Source organism: Amycolatopsis benzoatilytica AK 16/65 (assembly GCF_000383915.1).
Taxonomy (GTDB): Bacteria; Actinomycetota; Actinomycetes; order Mycobacteriales; family Pseudonocardiaceae; genus Amycolatopsis; species Amycolatopsis benzoatilytica.
In genome coordinates this window covers 1,742,314-1,760,094 of the sequence record NZ_KB912942.1, presented here as the reverse complement: position 1 = coordinate 1,760,094, position 17,781 = coordinate 1,742,314, and the positions used below count along the sequence as shown (strand labels likewise).

Sequence of the window (17,781 nt, the reverse complement as noted above, 5' to 3'; positions counted from 1 at the left end):
CCTCTGTGCGCCCTCTACGGAGGGAGCCATCCTGGAACGACTAGGTACGACCACAGTGTGCCGTGTTTCACGGCCTGGGGAGAACTATGACGCTCCACGTGGCCCCGGCGGGCCAACTCAGCACCGATCAGGTGGCCTCCGCCCTGCGCGCCGCCACCCTCGCCCCGTCCACGCACAACACCCAGCCCTGGCTGTTCGCGAGCGGGCCGGACGGAATCGAGCTGTACGCGGACGCCGACCGGACTCTGCCGGTCGTCGACGCGGACCGGCGCGAGCTGCTGCTGTCCTGCGGCGCGGCCCTGTTCAACCTGCGCACCGCGATCCACGCGATGGGCGTGCACCCGGCGACCTCCCTGATGCCCCGCCGCGACGACCCGGACTTGCTCGCCCTCGTGCTCCCGCAAGCCACCGCGCCGATCGACCGCCGGCTCGCGGTACTGGCCACCGCCATCCCGAAACGGCACACCAACCGGACCCCGTTCGCCGCCGAACCGGTGCCCGCGGCCGCGATCGGCCGGCTGCGGCACGCCGCGGAGGTCGAGCACGCCTGGATGCCGCAGCTGGACGCCGGCCAGGTCGCCGGTCTCCGGGACCTGGTGCGGAAAAGCCACCGGGTCCAGATGGCCGACCCGGCGTTCGTCGCCGAATGGCAGCGCTGGACCGGCCGTGGCCAAGGCAACCGCGACGGAGTCCCGTTCGCCGCCGGCGGCACCGTCGCGGCCGACGACACCTGGGTCCTGCGCGACTACGGCACTAGTTCGCGGGCGCCTTCCGCCGGCCCGCTGGTAGTGGTGATCGGGACGTTCGGCGACACCCCGACCGACCGGTTGCGCGCCGGGCAAGCGATGCAGCGAGTTTTGCTGACCGCCACCGCGGAAGGCATCGACGCGTCGTTCGTCTCGCAGCCGGTCGAGGTGCCCGCCGTCCGCGCCCAGCTGCGCGACCTGCTCGGCGGCGGCCTGTGGCCGCAGATCGTGCTGCGGCTCGGCTACGGCTCCCCGGTTTCCTGGACACCGCGACGGACGCTGGACGACGTGCTCGTCGAGCCGTCGCCGCTGATCGCCTGAGAGGCGGTTACTGCCGCTGGCCCCGCAGTTCGGTGGCCAGCACGGCAGCCTGCGTGCGCCGCTCCATGCCGAGCTTGGTCAACAGCCGCGAAACGTAGTTCTTCACCGTCTTCTCGGCCAGGAACATGCGCTCGGAAATCTGCCGGTTCGTCAGCCCCTCGCCGATCAGCTCCAGCAGCGTGCGTTCCTGATCCGACAGCTGAGCCAACGGACCGCGCTTCTTCTCCGCACTGTCGCGAAGCTTCGACATCAACGCAGCCGCCGCGTGCGCATCCAGCAGCGACTTGCCCGCCCCCACCTCCAGCACCGCCGAAACCAGGTCAAGACCCTTGATGTCCTTGATCACGTAACCGCTAGCCCCGGCCATGACCGCGTCCAGCATTGCCTGCTCGTCGGTGTAGGAGGTGAGCATCAGGCACATCAGCTCCGGCAGCCGCGACCGCAGCTCACGAGCCAGCTCGATCCCGTTGCCGTCCGGCAGCCGCACGTCCAGCACCGCCACATCCGGGCGCAGCGCCGGAATCCGGGCCAGCGCCTGCGAAACATTGCCGGCCTGGCCGACAACCGTCAGCTCCTCCGACTCTTCCAGCAGGTCCGCCACACCGCGACGAACCACCTCGTGATCATCGACCAGGAAAACCCGCAGCATCCGTTCTTCTCCCATTTCGGGCACGGCGCTGCGCCGTGCGGTCAGGCAACGAGCGTACGACGGGAAGGTCCCCCCGGGGGGAGGACCAAAGTCATCATCTCCGCGCAGGAGGTCCCGTGCCGGTCGGCACGGTCCAGCTCATCCGGTGCCCGTCGACGGCGAACACGCCGCCCCGCCGGGTCGCCTGTTCGGCGAGCGAGGCCAGCTCCGGCCCGGCGGTCCGCACGAGGTCGCCCGCCCCGTCGTAGCTGACGACCGCCGTCGCCCGCTCCGGTTCCGCCGTGATCTCGGCTTCCGCCGCCTGGGCCGCGCCGTGCCGGGCGACCAGCCGCAATGCCTCGTCGAGGAACGGGACCACCGCCTCCGCCGGGATCTCGTCCAGTTTCCCGGTCAGCTGCGTGGACACCGCGAACCCGAGCGTTTCGCCCGCGTCCGCCAGTACGCGCAGCACTTCGGCGCGGACCGGCGCGGGCGCCGGCGCAGGCGGATCTTCCAGCGCGAACACCGTGCCCTGCACGCGCTCGATGATGTCGTCCAGCTCCGTGATCGTCTCCCGGATCCGGGCGCCGACGACCGACGACCGGGCCAGACCGACGGTGGTGTGCAGGGACAGCCCGGCCGAGTAGAGCCGTTGCAGGAGCTCGCTGTGCAGCTGGGCGGCGATCCGGTCCCGCTCGTCGTGCAACGCGGCGAGTTCCCGTTCGGTGCGGGCCTGCGCCAGCTCGGTGGCCACCGCCGCCTGGTCGACGAACCAGGCCGCCATCTCCAGGTCCTCGTCGGTGAACGCGGGGCGGCCGGCGACGCGGGCGGCGATCAGCACGCCGTCCTGGCCGGTCAGCGGGACTGCCAGGACCGTGTCCAGATTCAGCGCCGACGCGGCCACGACCGGCAGCCGCGTCCGCTCGCCCGGCCACGACCGGATGCCCGGTTTCCCGTTCGCCAGCATCGAGCCGGCCGCCGGGGCGCCCTCCGCCAGCACCGTCCCGGCCAGCCCGTCGGAGACCGTGCCGATCGCGCGCTCGATCCGGACCGCGCCGCCGTCGGCCGGGCGGAGCACGCAGACCAGGCCGGCCTCCGCCAGGCCGCGCACGTTGTCCAGCACCCGGTCGAGCGGATCGCCGGACTCCGCGGACAGCAGCTCGCGAGTGATCGCCGCCGACGCGCGGAGCCATTCCTGGCGGGTGCGCGCCGTCTCGTACAGCCGGGCGTTCTCGATCGCGCTGCCCGCCGCGGCAGCCAGCGCGAGGGCGAGCTGTTCGTCCTCCTCGGTGAACGGCCCGTGCACGCCGTCGGCCAGGTAGAGGTTGCCGAACACCGAGCCGCGCGCGCGAACCGGCACGCCAAGGAAGCTGGTCATCGGCGGGTGCCCGTCCGGGAAGCCGGTCGAGCGAGGGTCGTCCTGCAGACGGGCCAGCCGGATCGGCCGCGGGTCCTCGATCACCGCGCCCAGCAGTCCCTTGCCCTCCGGCAGATGTCCGATCCGGGCCACCGCCTGGTCGTCCATCCCGGCGTGCACGAACTCCAGCAGCCGCCCGTCCGGCCCGATCACCCCCAGCGCCGCATACCGGGCGCCGACCAGTTCCCGGGACGCGTCGACGATGCGGCGCAGCAAGGCGGGCAGGTCCAGCGCGCCGGTGATCGCCTGGGTCGCGCGCAGCAGCCCGCGCAGCCGTCCTTGCGTGCCCATCACCTCCTGGGCACGGTCGATCAGCTGACCCAGCAACTGGTCCAGTTCCAGTCTCGGCTCGTCGGGAAAGGTCAGCCCGGCCCTCTCCGGCGCGTCCCGCTCGGTCACCTCGGCTCCCCACCCGTCGGCTGCTGCGTTTGGCTGCGCTGCGAACTATTCAGTTTTGCCGGTCAAGGCGAGCACCGTCAAGAACGGCCCGCAACGGTGACGTTCGGCGCGGCCTCGGGGACTTTCGGTCGCCGCGCCGTGGCCGGACCGTGCCGTAGAACGGAATCAACCGCTCCTGCGATGCCTTGGAGGCGCGATGGACCTCGTCGTGTACGCGGATTTCGCCAGCCCGCTGTGCTGGCTCGCCAACTGCCGGGCCGATGCGCTGCGAGCGGCCGGGATCGGCGTGGACTGGCGGGCCGTCGAGCGCGCGCCGCGGCCCGAGGTGACCGGCGAACGGCCCGACGCCGCTTTCGAGGCCGAATACGCGGAAGCTGTGGAACTGCGACAGCCGGGCGAGCCGCCGGCGCCGACGATGCCCGCCTTCGTCCCCAACACCAGTGCGGCGATCGCCGGCTACGCCGAGGCGTACGGCGCGGGGGTAGCCGACGATGTGCGGCGCCTGCTGTTTCGGGACTACTGGTACGAAGGCGTGGACATCGGCAACCCGGAGGCGCTGCGCACGCGGCTCGCCGGGCCGATGCTGCGCGGCCACTCCGGCTCCGACCCGATCCGCTTGTCCGGCTACGCGGTAAGCCTCGGCCGAGGACCGGTCACCACCGGTGCGTGGCGGCGGATGCGTGCCTGGCAGGAAGAGTGGGCTGGGTTCGGCGCCGGGGCCTTGCCGGTGCTCGTGGAGAACGGCCTGCCGGTTTTCGGCGCGGAAGCCGTGCAGCAGCTGGGGAAGGCGATTTCGCGAGCAGGGGCCGAGCCTTCGCCGAACTTCGCTGAGCCGGAACGGTATCCGGCGCCACCGGTTCGCGCGCCCGCGTGGTGGGCGCGCGACAGCGGCGGACGGTGGCTGTACGCGGGGTGGCAGTACCGGTAGCGGCTCGTCCTTAACGCCAGCCTGACCATCGTCTGGCCGGTTCGTCAGGTCCGTGAAGGGCCCCTTGAGGGAATCAGATTCCCTCAAGGGGCCCTTCACGGACTAGCGCAAACGGACATTTGACTATCAGCAGGCTGCAGCTGATCCGGCTTGGTTCGCAGCCGACCGCTGAAGAAGCACCAGCTTTCAGGCGGTGTCCCGGGATCGGGCGACGAGCCGGGTCTCGATGTTGTGCAGTGTCGCGATCAGGGCGCCGGTCTCGCCGGGATCCGGGACGGTTCCGTCGAGCAGACCGGACCAGCTGTCGCGCAGCCGCCGCAGATTCTCCGCCGCCTTCGGGGTGGGATAGAGCCGCGCTCGCCGGGCGTCGCCGGGATCTGTTTCCCGGCGCAGCAGCCCCTTCTGCGCCAAGCCTCGCACCGCCCGGCTGACGTTGCTGGAGATCATCTGGGTGGCCTCGGCCGCCTCGCTGACCGTCGCGCCGGGGTGCCGGTCGACGAACCGCATCACCGCTCCTTCCAACGGCGACCCCGACTCGGCGTCGGCCTCCTTGGCGGCGTTGAGGTGGCGGGCGACCGCCAGGATCAGGTCGGCCAGCTCGAAGAGCTGCGAGCGCTGTTCGTCGTCCACCGGGTCAGCGTAGCTTCGGGACTCCGCCAATGCCTATCGTTTGACAGGTATTTTCTCCTCGCCTATATTAGCTATCAGTTGATAGGCATTTCGGAAGGCGCCCCGCCTGTCCGGGTTCCGACGAACCCCGGCGCCAGAACCTGGCAAGGAGCCCGCATGAACGACACTGGCAAGACCGCACTGATCGTGGGAGCGTCGCGAGGACTGGGCTACGCGCTGACCGCCGAGTTCCTCAGCCGCGGCTGGCGGGTCACCGCGACCGAGCGCACGCCGTCGGCACTGCACGAGCTGGCCGAGTCGGCCGAGGGCCGGTTGACCGTGGAGACGGTCGACATCACCGTGCCCGAACAAGTCGCGGCGCTGCGAGAGCGACTGGCCCGGTCGGCCTTCGACCTGCTGTACGTCAACGCCGGCACCAACTACACGACCGACCCTTCGGCGACCGTCGCCGACGTGTCCACCGAAGACTTCGCCCGGGTCATGGTGACCAACGTGCTCAGCCCGCTGCGCGTGATCGAGACCCTGCAGGACCTGGTGCGCGCGACCGGCACGATCGGGGTGATGTCGTCCGGCCAGGGCAGCATCGCCGACAACACGAAGGGCGGCTTCGAGGTCTACCGGGCGAGCAAGTCCGCGCTGAACCAGCTCATGCGCAGCTTCGCCGCACGGCACGCCGACGATCCGCGCACGCTGCTGCTGATGGCGCCCGGCTGGGTGAAGACCGAACTGGGCGGCCCCGGCGCACGGCTGACCATCGACGAGAGCATTCCCGGGGTCGCCGACACGATCGAGGCGTACGCGGGCAAGGGCGGACTGCACTACCTCGACCGCGAGGGCAAGACCGTCAACTGGTGATCGGCAGTCCGTTCCCACCCCCGGCCCGGCACCGGTGCCGGTTCCCACCCCGGCCCGGTGCCGGTTCCCACCCCCTGCCTGGCGCCGGTCCCTACCCCCGGTCCGGCGCCAGTCACCGCCCCGGCCAGCGCCACTCCCGCACCTCCGGCAGATCGGTGCCGTGTTCGGCGATCCACCGCCGGTGCCGTTCCTGCGCGCGGGTCATCCGCTGGCGCAGCGGGCCGGTCGTGGCGAGCAGGCCGGGCACCCGGTCGAGCACGTCGATCACCAGCTGAAACCGGTCCATCCGGTTGAGCACCAGCATGTCGAACGGCGTGGTCGTGGTGCCGTGTTCGGTGTAGCCGCGCACGTGCAGTTCCGCGTGGTTCGTCCGGCGGTAGGCCAGCCGGTGGATCAGCCACGGATAGCCGTGATAGGCGAAAAGCACCGGACGGTCCGGGGTGAACAGTGCGTCGAACTCGCGGTCGCTCAGCCCGTGCGGGTGCTCCGTCTCGGGCTGCAGCCGCATCAGGTCCACCACATTCACGACCCGCACCGCCAGCTCTGGCAGCTCGGCGCGCAAGATCGACGCGGCGGCAAGCACTTCCAGCGTCGGCGCGTCGCCCGCGCAGGCGAGCACCACGTCCGGTTCGCGGTCCGTTCCCGTGCTCGCCCACTCCCAGATGCTCACGCCGCGCGCGCAGTGCAGCGCCGCTTCCTCCGCGTCCAGCCAGTCCGGCGTCTCGTTCTTGCCCGCCACCACCACGTTCACCAGGTCGCGGCTGCGCAGGCAATGCGCGGCCACCTCCAGCAGCGTGTTCGTGTCCGGCGGGAAGTACACCCGCACGATCTCCGGGGCCTTGTTCGCCACGTGGTCCACGAAACCCGGGTCCTGATGGGAGAACCCGTTGTGATCTTGGCGCCACACGTGCGAGGTCAGCAGGTAGTTCAGCGACGCGACCGGCCGCCGCCACGGGATCTCCCGGTGCACCCGCAGCCACTTGGCGTGCTGGTTGACCATCGAGTCGACGACGTGCGCGAACGCCTCGTAGCAGGAGAACAGGCCGTGCCGGCCGCTGAGCAGGTAGCCCTCGAGCCAGCCTTGGCACAGATGCTCGGAGAGCACCTCCATGACCCGCCCGTCCGGCGCGAGCCGGTCTTCCGGCGGGCCGGGCGGCAGCTGCCAGGTCTTGCCGGTGACCTCGTACACCGCGTCGAGCCGGTTGGACGCGGTCTCGTCCGGGCCGAACAACCGGAAGTTCGCCCGCTCGGCATTGCGCCGGAACACTTCCCGCAGAAACCGGCCGAGCGCCCGGGTCGGTTCCGCGGCGCTCGCGCCGGGCACGGGCACCGGCGCCGAGTGGTCGGCGACCGGCGGAAGATCGAGCGGGCGCAGCAGCACGCCGCCGTTCGCGTGCGGGGTGGCGCCCATCCGCCGCTCGCCGCGCGGAATCAGCGCGGTCACCTCGCCGGTCGGGCGGCCGGCCGCGTCGAACAGTTCTTCCGGCCGGTAGGAACGCAGCCAGGCTTCCAGCTGCCGCAGATGCGCCGGGTCCTCCCGGACCCGCGCCAGCGGGATCTGGTGCGCCCGCCAGGTCCCCTCGATCCGCTGACCGTCCACTGTGGCCGGACCGGTCCAGCCTTTCGGCGACCGGAGCACGATCATCGGCCGCGGCCGGGCCGGCCCGCCCCGCCGCAGCACGGCCAGGTCGGCGACCGCGGCGTCCAGCGCGGCAGCCATTTCCTGGTGCATCGCCGCGGGCTCGTCGCCTTCCACGTACACCGGGGCCCAGCCCGCGCCGCGCAGCAACGCGTCCAATTCGGACGGCGGGATCCGGGACAGCACGGTCGGATTGGCGATCTTGTAACCGTTCAGGTGCAGGATCGGCAGCACCGCGCCGTCCCGGCGCGGGTCCAGGAACCGGCTGGACTGCCAGCTCGTGGAGAGCGGGCCGGTCTCCGCCTCGCCGTCGCCGACGACGCACGCGACGAGCAGGCCCGGATTGTCGAATGCCGCGCCGCAAGCGTGCGCGAGCGAGTAGCCCAGCTCGCCGCCCTCGTGGATCGACCCCGGGACGTGCGGCGAAGCGTGGCTGGGCACGCCGCCGGGAAAGGAGAACTGCCGAAAGAGCCGGGCCATCCCCTCCGCGTCGCGGGAAACCTCCGGCCACACCTCGGAATAGCTGCCCTCCAGCCAGGTTTGCGCACGCAGCGCCGGGGCCCCGTGGCCAGGCCCGGTCACGAACAGCGCGTCCAGGCCGTGCGCCAGGATCGCCCGGTTCAGGTGGGCGTAGACGAAGTTCAAGCCGGGCGAGGTTCCCCAGTGCCCGAGCAGCCGGGGCTTGATCTGCTCGGGCGCCAGCGGTTCGCGCAGCAACGGATTGGCCATCAGGTAGATCTGGCCGGCCGCGAGGTAGTTCGCGGCCCGCCATTGCGCGTCGACCTGGGCCAGTTCCGTCTCGGTCAGCGTCGCCGCCGGCGACGAGACCGCCGTCACCGCTGCGGTTCCGGCCGCACGACCAAGACCGGGCAGGAGGCGTGGTGGATCATCGCCTGGCTGGTCGACCCGAGCAGCATCCCGGCGAAGCCTCCCCTGCCGTGGCTGCCGACGACCACCAGCTGCGCCCGGTCGGACTCGTCCAGCAGCGCGTGCCGCGGCCGGTCCCGGACCAGCCTCCGCTGTACCTCGACGTCCGGGTACTTCTCCTGCCAGCCGGCAAGACGCTCGGCCAGCAGCCGTTCCTCGTTCGGCTGCAACGTTTCCCACTGCGGCATGAGCCGCGCGGTGCTCGCCGTCGAGTCGTAGACCACGTCGACCCAAGCGTGCACCGCCACCAGCGGGACGCCCCGGAAACTGGCCTCCTCGAACGCCGTCGCGATCGCGGCCTCGCTGTTGGGGCTGCCGTCGATGCCGACCGCCACCGGGCCGTCCAGCGGCACCGGGCCGTCTCCGTGCCGGCCGCGGACCACCGCGACCGGGCACCGGGCGTGACTGGCGACCGCCGACGTCGTCGCGCCCACCAGCATCCCGGTGAACCCGCCGGTCCCGGTGCGGCCGACCACGACCATCCGGGCCTTCCGCGACCGGTCGATCAGCAGCGCCGCCGCCGAGTCGGTGTACACGTTGGTGCGAACTTCGAGCGAAGGGTCGATCGAGAGGGCGAGTTCGCGCGCCTCGGCCGCGATCCGCTCGCCGTCCTTCTGCATCCCTTCGAAGAGCACGTCGCTGCCGGCGAGTCCGCCGCCGTAGGCCAGCCCGGCCACCTGCAGGCAGTGCACCAGTTCCAGCTCTAGATCGCGTCCCTCGGCCAGCCGCGCAGCCCAGCGGACCGCTTCGTCGGCCCCCTCCGAGCCGTCGATCCCGACAAGCACTGTGCGATTCCGGTCGGTCATTGCCCCTCCTTCTCGGACTCGGTGTCCGCTCCGACCACTCCGGGCACTGCCAGTGCCAGCAGGGTCGCGACGTGGCGATCGGTTTCGTCGTCAAAACGGTCGACGATGCGCACGATCCCGTCGTGCACCTCGACCTTCCAGCGGCCGGCGCCGCCGTAGATTTCCAGCCGGTGCCGGACGTCCGCGGCGATCGCGTGGTCCTCGCGAGCGAGGACGCGCACCACGTCGCCGCGGGTGACGATGCCGACCACCCGGCTGCCGTCGACGATCGGCATCGCCCGGATCCGGCCGTCCACCAGCGCCTGGCACAGGTCGGAGACGTCGGTGCCGGACGACATGCCGGTGGCCGGCGTGGTCATCACCGCGCCGACGGTGGTCTCGATCGCACCCGGGTGGTAGGGGTGCAAGTGCTCCGAACGCGCGTCCGCCGGGATCCGGCCGCGGATCAGGTCGGCCTCGGTGACGATGCCGACCAGCTGGTCGTCGTCGTCCACCACCGGCAGCGCGGTGTAGCCGTGGTCGGACAAGATTTCCGCGGCCACCTTGGCAGGCGTCCACGGATGCACCGTCACCACCGGTGCGGACATCAGATCGCGGGCACGCATCGCACTCGTCCTTTCCTTTTGCTGCTGTGAAACTAAGCAACCGGCCCACTCGCGCACATCGGTCCGGAGTCACCGCCCGGAGGGACCAACGTCCTCAGGGCCGAATCGGGGAAAGCTCGCGATACGTCGTCTGCCACGCCGCCGGGAGCGCGTTCAGGCAGGCTTCCGCCGCGGCTAGCTCGGCCGTCAAGAGCAGATCGCAGACTCTGGTCCCGGCGCTGCCGGAAGAGTCGGCCAGCAGCTGGATCTTGCTTTGCGCGACCACCGCGTCCTGATATTCGCCGAGCAGATCTTGCAGGTCCCGCAAGCTCTTCAGCACCTGCTCCGAGTCCACCGGCAGCGCCGGCGCGGCCGCCTCGACGGCATAGCGGAGGCGCTTCACGCTTTTGCGCACCGCGTGCGCCGCGTCCGGACCGCTCTGCGCGGACACCGCACCGACGCGTGCGTCGGCTTCCGCGACGACCTTCCAGACCAGCTTCGGCAGCGTCTTCCGCGCTGGCTTGCGAGCCCGCTTTCCTTGCGCACCAGGGCCTTGTTCGCGCAGCACGACCAGGAGGACATCCAGCGCGTTCAGCAGTTGCAGGTACCTCGGCGAGTCGAGCACGACCGCGCATTCGGCAGCCGCTTCCTCGGCCAGGGTGGTGAAAACCTGTTCGGCGCTGGCGCGGACCTGGTCGGCTGCGGCGTCCGGCGGAAGCTTCCCGAGCGCCGCGAAGAGCCGTCCGCGCTGCACCTCGGTGTCCCGTGCGCGGCCGACGCCCGCCCCGAGCCAGCGCAGCGCGCTGCCGAACCGGCCGGCCAGCCGCCCGCCCAGCACCGGCGAGAAGGTGCGCAGCGTCGCCCGGATCCGCCGGGCGGCGACCCGAAGGTCGTGCACGCCCTCGGGTTCCTCCATCCGCACCGCCAGATCCGCGCGGGCGAGCGCTTCGACTTGCCGTTCCAGATAGCCGAGCACCGTTTCCCGCGCGGTGCCGGGATATCCGGCGGCACCGGTCCGCCCGTCCGCCGGGCCGGGCATCGGCACCAGTTCCAGATCCCGGCTGTAGGCCCGGACCAGCCGGGACAGTTCGTGCGGCACCTGCTCCAGTCCGGGCGCCTCGACCCGGCAGCCGCGGCCGTCGCCGAGGTCGAGCTGCCATTCGCTGCCCGCCCTGCTGATCGCCAGCCCGTGCCTGCGGAGCCGGAACCCGCTGGTGTCGTAGTACGTCACCGGCAGCGCTGCCCGGGTCATCGCCGCACCGCCCGCTGCACGAACCGGGTCAGCAGCACCAGCACGCAGAGCAGACCCAGCGTCAGCCACTGCACCGGCTCCCGGAAGCCGAGCACGGCGAACTGGATCGCGAGCCAGCCGGCGAGCACCACGCTCGCGGCGTACCCGAATCCCGGTGCGTTCCGGTCGCCGCGCCACGCCGCGGACGCGGCCCAGGCGAGGCTGCCGCCGATCGCGACGATCAGCGCCGCGCCGGGCAGGACCCAGGTCGAGAGCCCGAACGGGGCGAGCACGTCGGTCGGGAGCTGGAACCCGGGCGCGCCCGCGATCAGGCAGACGCCACCGACCAGCGCGCTCGTCGCGAAGATGGTCTCGTAGGCGGCGAGCACTCGTTGCGCGGTTCGCGCGCGGAAGGTGGTCACGGTTCGCTCCTCGGCCGGACGACCGCCACCGGGCAGGTCGAGTGCACGAGCAGCGCCTGGCTGGTGGAGCCCAGCAGCATGCCCTTGAATCCGCCGCGGCCCCGGCTGCCGACCACGACCAGCTGCGCTTCCTCGCCGTACTCGAGCAGGCTGCGCACCGGGCGGCCGCGCACCACTTCGACGTCGATCCGCAGCTGCGGGAACTTCTCGCGCCAGGGCGCGACCTGGCTCTCGATCCGGCTCCGCTCGGCCGCGTCGACCTCGCGCGGATCCAGCTCGAGCCCGCGGGCCGAACCGTCCGGGCGGATCTCGTTCCAGGTGTGCACGGCCAGCAGGACGCCGCCGCGGGCAGCCGCTTCCACACAGGCGAACCCGAGCGCGTCGTCGCTGTCGGCCGAGCCGTCCAGCCCGACCACTACCGGGCCGGTTTCCGGCGGCGGGTCCGCGGGCCGGCGGCCGCGCACCACGACGACCGGGCAGAGCGCGTGCGCGGCCAGCGCGACCGCGGTCGATCCCACCAGCAGGCCGGTGAATCCGCCCAGCCCGCGCGAGCCGAGAACCGCCAGTTCGGCGTCCGCGCTTTCCCGCAGCAGGACGGCGACCGGGTTGCCCTCTTCGACCACCCGCTCGATCGGCAGCGACGGCCAGAGCCGCAGCACGTCCGCTTCGGCTTCGGCGAGCCAGTCTTCCGCCCGTCCGGCGAATCCGGCCCGCACGCCGCGCACCGCCGGTCCGGTGATGCCCGGCTGCGGGATCAAGTAGACCTGCGCCAGCCGCAGCACCGCGCCCCGGCGGGCGGCGAGCCCGGCCGCCCAGACCGCGGCGTGCCGCGCCGAGGTCGAGCCGTCGATCCCCGCCAGCACCACGGGCTTCGCGCGATCAGGCATGGCGCACGCCTTCTCCGGTGTGCCGCAGCGCGCGGAGCCGCTCGAAGCGCTCCCGGTCGTGCTCGTCCTGCTCGGTCAGCTCGGCCTCGGTGAGCACCAGCGCGTCCGGTCCGGGGAAGATCGTCGAGACGTGGTCGTCGGCGAGCCAGCGCACCGTGAACGGCGGCCCGCCCTCCGGCCCGCCGACCGAGACGATCCGGCCGCGCTGCTCGGGCAGGTCCACCCTGACCCCTTTCACCACCAGCCAGTCGCCAGCATGTGCGTGCATTGCTCCTCCTCGGGTCCGGTCACTGCGGGCAAAGCTCGACAGAAGAGACGCCTTCGACGATCCGGGCGAGCGCGGTGACCAAGCGCTGTTCCGCCTCGTCGGCGAATGTGCCGCGGATCGTCACGGCGCCGCCGGCCACCGACACCTGCCAGCGGTCGCGGTGGCCGTCGTAATCGCTGAGCAGCAACCGCAGCCGGGACGCGATCGCGTCGTCGTGCCGGACCAGCGGCCGCAGCAGATCGCGGCGGCTCACGATCCCGGCCAGCCCGCCCTCGTCGACCACCGGCACGCTGCGGAGCCGGTCGACCAGCATCCGGGCGGCGATGTCGCTCACGTCGGCGTCGAGGCCGACCGCCTCGACCGGCGCGGTCATCACCGCGCGCACCTGCTGGTCCGCGCCGACCGGTTCGCCGGTCAGCACGCCGGCCAACGCGTCCGCTTCGGTGAAGATGCCGATGACCTGGTTCGCGTCGTCGACCACCGGCAGCGCCGCGACGCAGTTCTCGGTCAGCAGCGCGATCGCCTCCCGGACCGTGGTGTCCGCTCCGACCCGTATCACCGGCCGGGTCATGATGTCCCGTGCTCGCACGGCTTTCTCCTTTCTCCGCAGCCGGTTCAGTGCACGACCGCGACCGGGCAGGCCGAGTGCGCGAGCAGCCGGTTCCCGGTCGAGCCCAGCAGCCCGGCCGCGACCGGTCCGCGACCGCGGCTGCCGATCACGACCAGCTGTGCTTCCGCCGCCATCAGCGCCCGCGCGGCCGAACGCTCCCGCATCGCGCTGCCGCGCGTCGGGACCGTCGGGAATTTCTCCGCCCAGCCGGCGATCCGCTGCCGCAGCACGCGTTCTTCCTCTCCGGCCCGCTCCGGCCGTTCGACCAGTCCCTCGTGCCACGCGTGCACCACGACGAGCGGCACCTTCCTGCTCTCGGCCGCTTCGAACGCGAATTCCAGGACGCGGTCGTCGCCGTCGACGCCGACCGCTACCGGCGCACCGGCCGTGGCGCGCCCGCGCACCACCACGACTGGGCAATGCGCGCTCGCCGCGACGCGCAGCGCGACCGAACCGATCACCGCTCCGCGCACTCCGCCGAGCCCATGCGAGCCCAGCACGATCAGAGACACCGAACGCGACACCGCGATCAGCAGATCGGCGGCGAATCCGACGCGGAACACCGGCCAGGTCCGCACTCCGGGTGCGGCTTCCTCGGCGACTTCGACCGCCCGGCGCAGCCAGCGGTGCCCGCGCTCGGACAGCAACCGCCGCTGAGTTTCGGGCACCTCCCCGAATGCGTCGACCGCGTCGCCGATCCCGGCCTGGTACAGCTGCAGGGGCACATCCCGGCGCACCGCCTCCGCGGCCGCCCAACGCACCGCCGACAGCGCGGCCTCCGACTCGTCGATCCCGACGAGCACCGTGCCGCTGGGCTCTTTCCCGGTCACCGCGTGCCTCCTGTCCCGCCGCCGATTCCCGGCGGCCGATCTCACCGTCGCGCACCGGGGGCGGTGCCGGTCAGGGCCCGAAGTCCTCGGCCTCGGGGACGAAAGCGGAGTCCCTCGTGGCGAGGACACACCCGCCCCTCCTACCGCTCCCGTGCGTCCGTGAAGGGCCCCTTGAGGGACTTGGATTCCCTCAAGGGGCCCTTCACGGACGGCAGGGGCTTTCACGGACGGCAGGGGCTTGTCTCAGCGTCACTTCAGCGTGGCTGCGTGGTCCGGCACCTCCCGCAGCAGCCGCCGGTCTGTCCGCGCGTAGCCGGATCCCTTCGGCCGCGGCGGCAACGTCACCGGAGGGAACTGGACTTCCCGGTACGGGACGCTCGCCAGCAGGTGCGCCATCATGTTGATCCGGCCGCGGCGCTTCTCGTCGCCGTTGACCACGTACCACGGCGATTCGGGGATGTCGGTGTGCACGAACATGTCGTCCTTGGCGCGCGAGTAGTCGTCCCACCGCGAAACCGATTCCAGGTCCACTGTGGACAGCTTCCAGCGGCGCAGCGGATCCTCGATCCGGGTGCGGAACCGCCGTTCCTGTTCGTCCCGGCTCACCGAGAACCAGTACTTGCGCAACAGCACTCCGTCGTCCACCAGCAGCCGCTCGAAGACCGGGCACTGCTGGAGGAACCGCCGGTACTGATCGGGCGTGCAGAATCCGAGTACCCGCTCCACCCCGGCGCGGTTATACCAGCTGCGGTCGAACAGCACGATCTCCCCGGCCGCCGGCAGCTCCGCGACGTAGCGCTGGAAGTACCACTCGGTCCGTTCCCGATCGGTAGGCTGGGGCAGCGCGGCGATCCGGACCGCGCGGGGGTTCAGGTGCGCGGTGAGCCGTTTGATCGTGCTGCCCTTGCCCGCCGCGTCCCGTCCCTCGAACACCACGACGAGCCGGGCGCCTTCGTGGCGCACCCATTCCTGCAGTTTCACCAGCTCGATCTGCAGCCGGGCCAGTTCCCGTTCGTAGACCGCCCGCGACAGCCGGGCGGGAGCGCGCTTCGGGGCCACCGGGATCAGGCGACGTCGTCCCAGACGTAATCGAGGCCGTTGCAGACCGCGACCACGCCGGGAACCTCCTCGATCAGCCGGGTGACCGGCCCGATCTCGCTGCGCCGTTCCACCCGGCCGGCGACCGTGACCACGCCGGCGTGCACCGCGACCCGGGCGCGGTCCGGGCCCAGCTGCAGCGTCTCCAGCAGCACCCCGGTCACCACGTCCTGTTCGATCTCCGGGTCCGGGCGGGTCAGCACGCCGAGCACGTCGCGGCGCGCCACCACGCCGACCGGGCGGCCGCCGTCCACCACGAACAGCCGGCGCAGCCGGGTCTTCTCCATCCGCGCCGCGGCCGCGGACACCGGTTCGCCTGCCCCGACGGTGACGACCGGGCTGGTCATCACGTCGCGCGCGGTCCGGCCCGACGCTTTCCGCGCGGCCTTGCGATGCGGCCAGCGAGCCGGCTCGGACAGCAGCGGCAGCAAGTCCATTTCGGACACTACGCCGATCAGCAGCCCGTCGTGGCCGACCACGGCGACCGCGCTGATCCCTTCGCTGGTCAGCACCTGGGCGATGTCCTTGACCGGCGTTTCCGGCCGTACGCAGACCGGGCTGGCGGTCATCACCGCGGACACCGGCGTCGTGCTCGTGTTCATCGTTCCTCCGTCGTCGGGAATCCCGCGGCCTGTGTGGCCCGGACGATCAGCACCGGACACCCGGCGTGGTGCAGCAACGCGTGGCTGGTGGACCCCAGCACCATCCCGGTGAACCCGCCCCGGCCCCGGCTGCCGAGCACCACCAGCGAAGCGTGGGCGCTGCGCTCGATCAGCCGGTCGCGCGGGCGGTCCGGCTCGACGACCTGCTCGACCGGCACGTCCGGGTACCGCTCGCAGTACCCGGACAGCCGCTCCGCCAGCAGCCGCCGCTCGGCTTCGCGCAGTTCGTAGGGGAAGGACCGGGCGATGTCGCCGAACAGCCGCGAGCTGTCCGCGTCGTGCCAGGTGTGCACGGCGACCAGCGGCACGCCGTGCAGGGACGCCTCCTCGAAGGCCCAGCCGATCGCGGCCTCGCTCAGCTCGCTCCCGTCGACGCCCACCACGACCGGGCCGCCGGGATGAACCGAACCGCGCACCACGGCCACCGGGCAGCGCGCGTGCGCCGCGAGGTCGATGTCCGGCGAGCCGGCCAGCAGCCCGGACAGCGTGCCGGTCGGTTTGCCCAGCACCAGCATCCGGGCGTCCGCCGACGCCTCGCGCAGCGCGGTGTCCGCGCCGGACGAGCTGGTCGCGGTGTCGATCCGCGCTTCCGGTTCGGCATCGGCCAGCTCGGCGCGGACCTCCCGCAGCAGTTCTTCCGCACTGTTTTCCTTGGCGGCCAGCCACTCCGACGGCGGATACCGCCTGGTCGTGAAGTCGCCGTCGGAGAATCCGTACGCGGTGAGCACGGTCAGCGGCACATTTCGCACCGCCGCCTCGTGCGCTGCCCACCGGGCCGCCGCCGCGGCCGATTCGCTGCCGTCCACGCCGACGACCACCCCGCCGCTGTTCATCGCCGCTGCTCCCAGTCCGAGCCGAGGATCTCGGCGACGCCGCGGCGAAGGCTCGCCGGCGGGATCCGGGTCGTGCGGCCCAGCCGCAGCAACGCCTGCGGGAAGCCGGCCAGCCGGTAGTCCTCGCACAGCGCGGCGCGGACCTCGGGGACGTGCAACGGCTGCGTCAGCACCGCGCCGGCCAGCCCCCGGGTCACCGCCTCCAGCCAGCAACGCTCCAGCGCGTAGCCGGCCCGGATGTGGTCGATCCGCGCGTCGTCCACGGTCAAGAACACCAGCACGGTTTCGCCGGCGAGCCGCCGCCGCAGTTCCGGCAGGTCAGGCAGAACGGTCGCGCGCCGCACCAGCCCCGCCCAGGGCAGTTCGCCAGGCGGCAGCGCGGAGAACGAGAGGCCCGCGCCGTGCCGGTGCGCGGCTTCGTCCCGGATGGTCCACAGCGCCAGCTCGCGCTGGTAGCCGATGTCGTCCTGGACGGCGCGGGCGGCGTGGTCGAGGAATTTCGCGAGCCGGTCCAGCCCGTGCAGGGGCAGCGCCTCCACCCGGTCGGTCGCCGCGGCCCGGGTCACGCGCTCGATCTCGGCCGAACCGACCGGCAGGCCGGTGAACTCGGCGCGGTGGCTGCGCCGGACCACGATCGCGCCGTAGCGGTGCATCTCCTCGTCGGTCGGCGGCTGCATCTGGTCGGCGTCGATCCGGGCGATCAGCTCCGGGTCCTCCGGATCCGGCAGCACCGAGATCGCCGCCCGCCTGCCGAGCACGCGCACCGCCAGTTCGAGGTTCGCGAGCGCGGTCCCGCAGGACATCGCCAGGTCCTGCCGGCGCGGGTCGTGGTGCGGCAGCGCGATATCGGCACGTTCGCGCAGCAGCACCGCGCCGTCGGCCAGCTCGAGGTGCCACGGCTGGGTGTTGTGCACCGAAGGGGCGCGCAGCACGGTCCGGCCGAGCACCTCGGCTTCGGCGAGCGTCCATTCGCCGGCCCGGCGGCCGGCTGCCGTGGCTGTCTTTTCCATCGCGCTCTCTCCCGTCGCTGGCGGACGCTTCCGAGCGAACCGCCGCGGGC

19 protein-coding genes are annotated in these 17,781 nt (G+C 72.1%); 3 read left to right on the top strand and 16 right to left on the bottom strand.

From position 1 onward, the window contains the following. The first annotated feature begins 86 nt into the window (after positions 1-86). Positions 87-1,067, top strand: a complete 981-nt coding sequence (locus AMYBE_RS0108300; protein WP_020658897.1) for an Acg family FMN-binding oxidoreductase — start codon at positions 87-89, stop codon at positions 1,065-1,067. A 7-nt stretch (positions 1,068-1,074) separates the two neighbouring features. Here AMYBE_RS0108300 and AMYBE_RS0108295 read toward each other — a convergent pair whose 3' ends face one another. After that, complete coding sequence (locus tag AMYBE_RS0108295; RefSeq protein WP_027927479.1) at positions 1,075-1,716, bottom strand: response regulator; 642 nt, start codon at positions 1,714-1,716, stop codon at positions 1,075-1,077. Positions 1,717-1,810: 94 nt separating this feature from the next. Further along, on the bottom strand, positions 1,811-3,511 hold the full coding sequence (locus tag AMYBE_RS41085; protein ID WP_020658895.1) for a sensor histidine kinase: 1,701 nt from the start codon (positions 3,509-3,511) through the stop codon (positions 1,811-1,813). 196 nt (positions 3,512-3,707) lie between these two features. Between AMYBE_RS41085 and AMYBE_RS0108285 the strand changes: the two genes are divergently transcribed. Further along, complete coding sequence (locus AMYBE_RS0108285) at positions 3,708-4,439, top strand: thioredoxin domain-containing protein (RefSeq protein WP_020658894.1); 732 nt, start codon at positions 3,708-3,710, stop codon at positions 4,437-4,439. Between the two features lie 186 nt (positions 4,440-4,625). Here AMYBE_RS0108285 and AMYBE_RS0108280 read toward each other — a convergent pair whose 3' ends face one another. Beyond that, entirely contained in the window at positions 4,626-5,069 is a 444-nt protein-coding gene (locus AMYBE_RS0108280) for a MarR family winged helix-turn-helix transcriptional regulator (RefSeq protein ID WP_020658893.1), read from the bottom strand. Positions 5,070-5,225: 156 nt separating this feature from the next. Here AMYBE_RS0108280 and AMYBE_RS0108275 point away from each other — a divergent pair, with 156 nt between their 5' ends. Then, on the top strand, positions 5,226-5,924 hold the full coding sequence (locus AMYBE_RS0108275; RefSeq protein WP_020658892.1) for an SDR family NAD(P)-dependent oxidoreductase: 699 nt from the start codon (positions 5,226-5,228) through the stop codon (positions 5,922-5,924). 112 nt (positions 5,925-6,036) lie between these two features. On the opposite strand, the gene AMYBE_RS0108270 is transcribed toward AMYBE_RS0108275, so the two are convergent. From AMYBE_RS0108270 to AMYBE_RS0108210, 13 genes are all read right to left on the bottom strand, one after another. Beyond that, positions 6,037-8,400, bottom strand: coding sequence for a phosphoketolase family protein (locus tag AMYBE_RS0108270; RefSeq protein ID WP_020658891.1), 2,364 nt, complete (start codon positions 8,398-8,400; stop codon positions 6,037-6,039). Beyond that, complete coding sequence (locus tag AMYBE_RS0108265; protein ID WP_020658890.1) at positions 8,397-9,296, bottom strand: universal stress protein; 900 nt, start codon at positions 9,294-9,296, stop codon at positions 8,397-8,399. The genes AMYBE_RS0108270 and AMYBE_RS0108265 overlap by 4 nt, the downstream gene beginning before the upstream one ends. Then, positions 9,293-9,901: a CBS domain-containing protein gene (locus AMYBE_RS0108260; protein WP_020658889.1), complete on the bottom strand. Its 609-nt coding sequence runs from the start codon at positions 9,899-9,901 to the stop codon at positions 9,293-9,295. The genes AMYBE_RS0108265 and AMYBE_RS0108260 overlap by 4 nt, the downstream gene beginning before the upstream one ends. A 94-nt stretch (positions 9,902-9,995) precedes the next feature. Next, on the bottom strand, positions 9,996-11,132 hold the full coding sequence (locus AMYBE_RS41080; protein ID WP_020658888.1) for a CHAD domain-containing protein: 1,137 nt from the start codon (positions 11,130-11,132) through the stop codon (positions 9,996-9,998). Then, the gene (locus tag AMYBE_RS0108250) at positions 11,129-11,533 is read right to left on the bottom strand and encodes a hypothetical protein (protein WP_020658887.1); all 405 of its coding nucleotides are present in this window, start codon (positions 11,531-11,533) and stop codon (positions 11,129-11,131) included. Before AMYBE_RS0108250 ends, AMYBE_RS41080 begins: the two co-directional genes overlap by 4 nt. Beyond that, complete coding sequence (locus tag AMYBE_RS0108245) at positions 11,530-12,420, bottom strand: universal stress protein (RefSeq protein ID WP_020658886.1); 891 nt, start codon at positions 12,418-12,420, stop codon at positions 11,530-11,532. The genes AMYBE_RS0108250 and AMYBE_RS0108245 overlap by 4 nt, the downstream gene beginning before the upstream one ends. Then, positions 12,413-12,688, bottom strand: coding sequence for a DUF1918 domain-containing protein (locus tag AMYBE_RS0108240; RefSeq protein ID WP_020658885.1), 276 nt, complete (start codon positions 12,686-12,688; stop codon positions 12,413-12,415). The genes AMYBE_RS0108245 and AMYBE_RS0108240 overlap by 8 nt, the downstream gene beginning before the upstream one ends. 19 nt (positions 12,689-12,707) lie before the next feature. Further along, entirely contained in the window at positions 12,708-13,277 is a 570-nt protein-coding gene (locus AMYBE_RS0108235) for a CBS domain-containing protein (protein WP_020658884.1), read from the bottom strand. Positions 13,278-13,303: 26 nt separating this feature from the next. Then, on the bottom strand, positions 13,304-14,128 hold the full coding sequence (locus tag AMYBE_RS0108230; RefSeq protein ID WP_020658883.1) for a universal stress protein: 825 nt from the start codon (positions 14,126-14,128) through the stop codon (positions 13,304-13,306). Positions 14,129-14,377: 249 nt separating this feature from the next. Further along, positions 14,378-15,187, bottom strand: coding sequence for a polyphosphate kinase 2 (ppk2, locus tag AMYBE_RS45635; RefSeq protein WP_020658882.1), 810 nt, complete (start codon positions 15,185-15,187; stop codon positions 14,378-14,380). Between the two features lie 5 nt (positions 15,188-15,192). After that, positions 15,193-15,828, bottom strand: coding sequence for a CBS domain-containing protein (locus AMYBE_RS45630; protein WP_020658881.1), 636 nt, complete (start codon positions 15,826-15,828; stop codon positions 15,193-15,195). Then, positions 15,825-16,721: a universal stress protein gene (locus tag AMYBE_RS41075; RefSeq protein ID WP_020658880.1), complete on the bottom strand. Its 897-nt coding sequence runs from the start codon at positions 16,719-16,721 to the stop codon at positions 15,825-15,827. Before AMYBE_RS41075 ends, AMYBE_RS45630 begins: the two co-directional genes overlap by 4 nt. After that, positions 16,718-17,731 (bottom strand): Acg family FMN-binding oxidoreductase, encoded by a 1,014-nt coding sequence (locus AMYBE_RS0108210; RefSeq protein ID WP_020658879.1) that lies wholly within the window; start codon positions 17,729-17,731, stop codon positions 16,718-16,720. Before AMYBE_RS0108210 ends, AMYBE_RS41075 begins: the two co-directional genes overlap by 4 nt. Between the last annotated feature and the right edge of the window lie 50 nt (positions 17,732-17,781).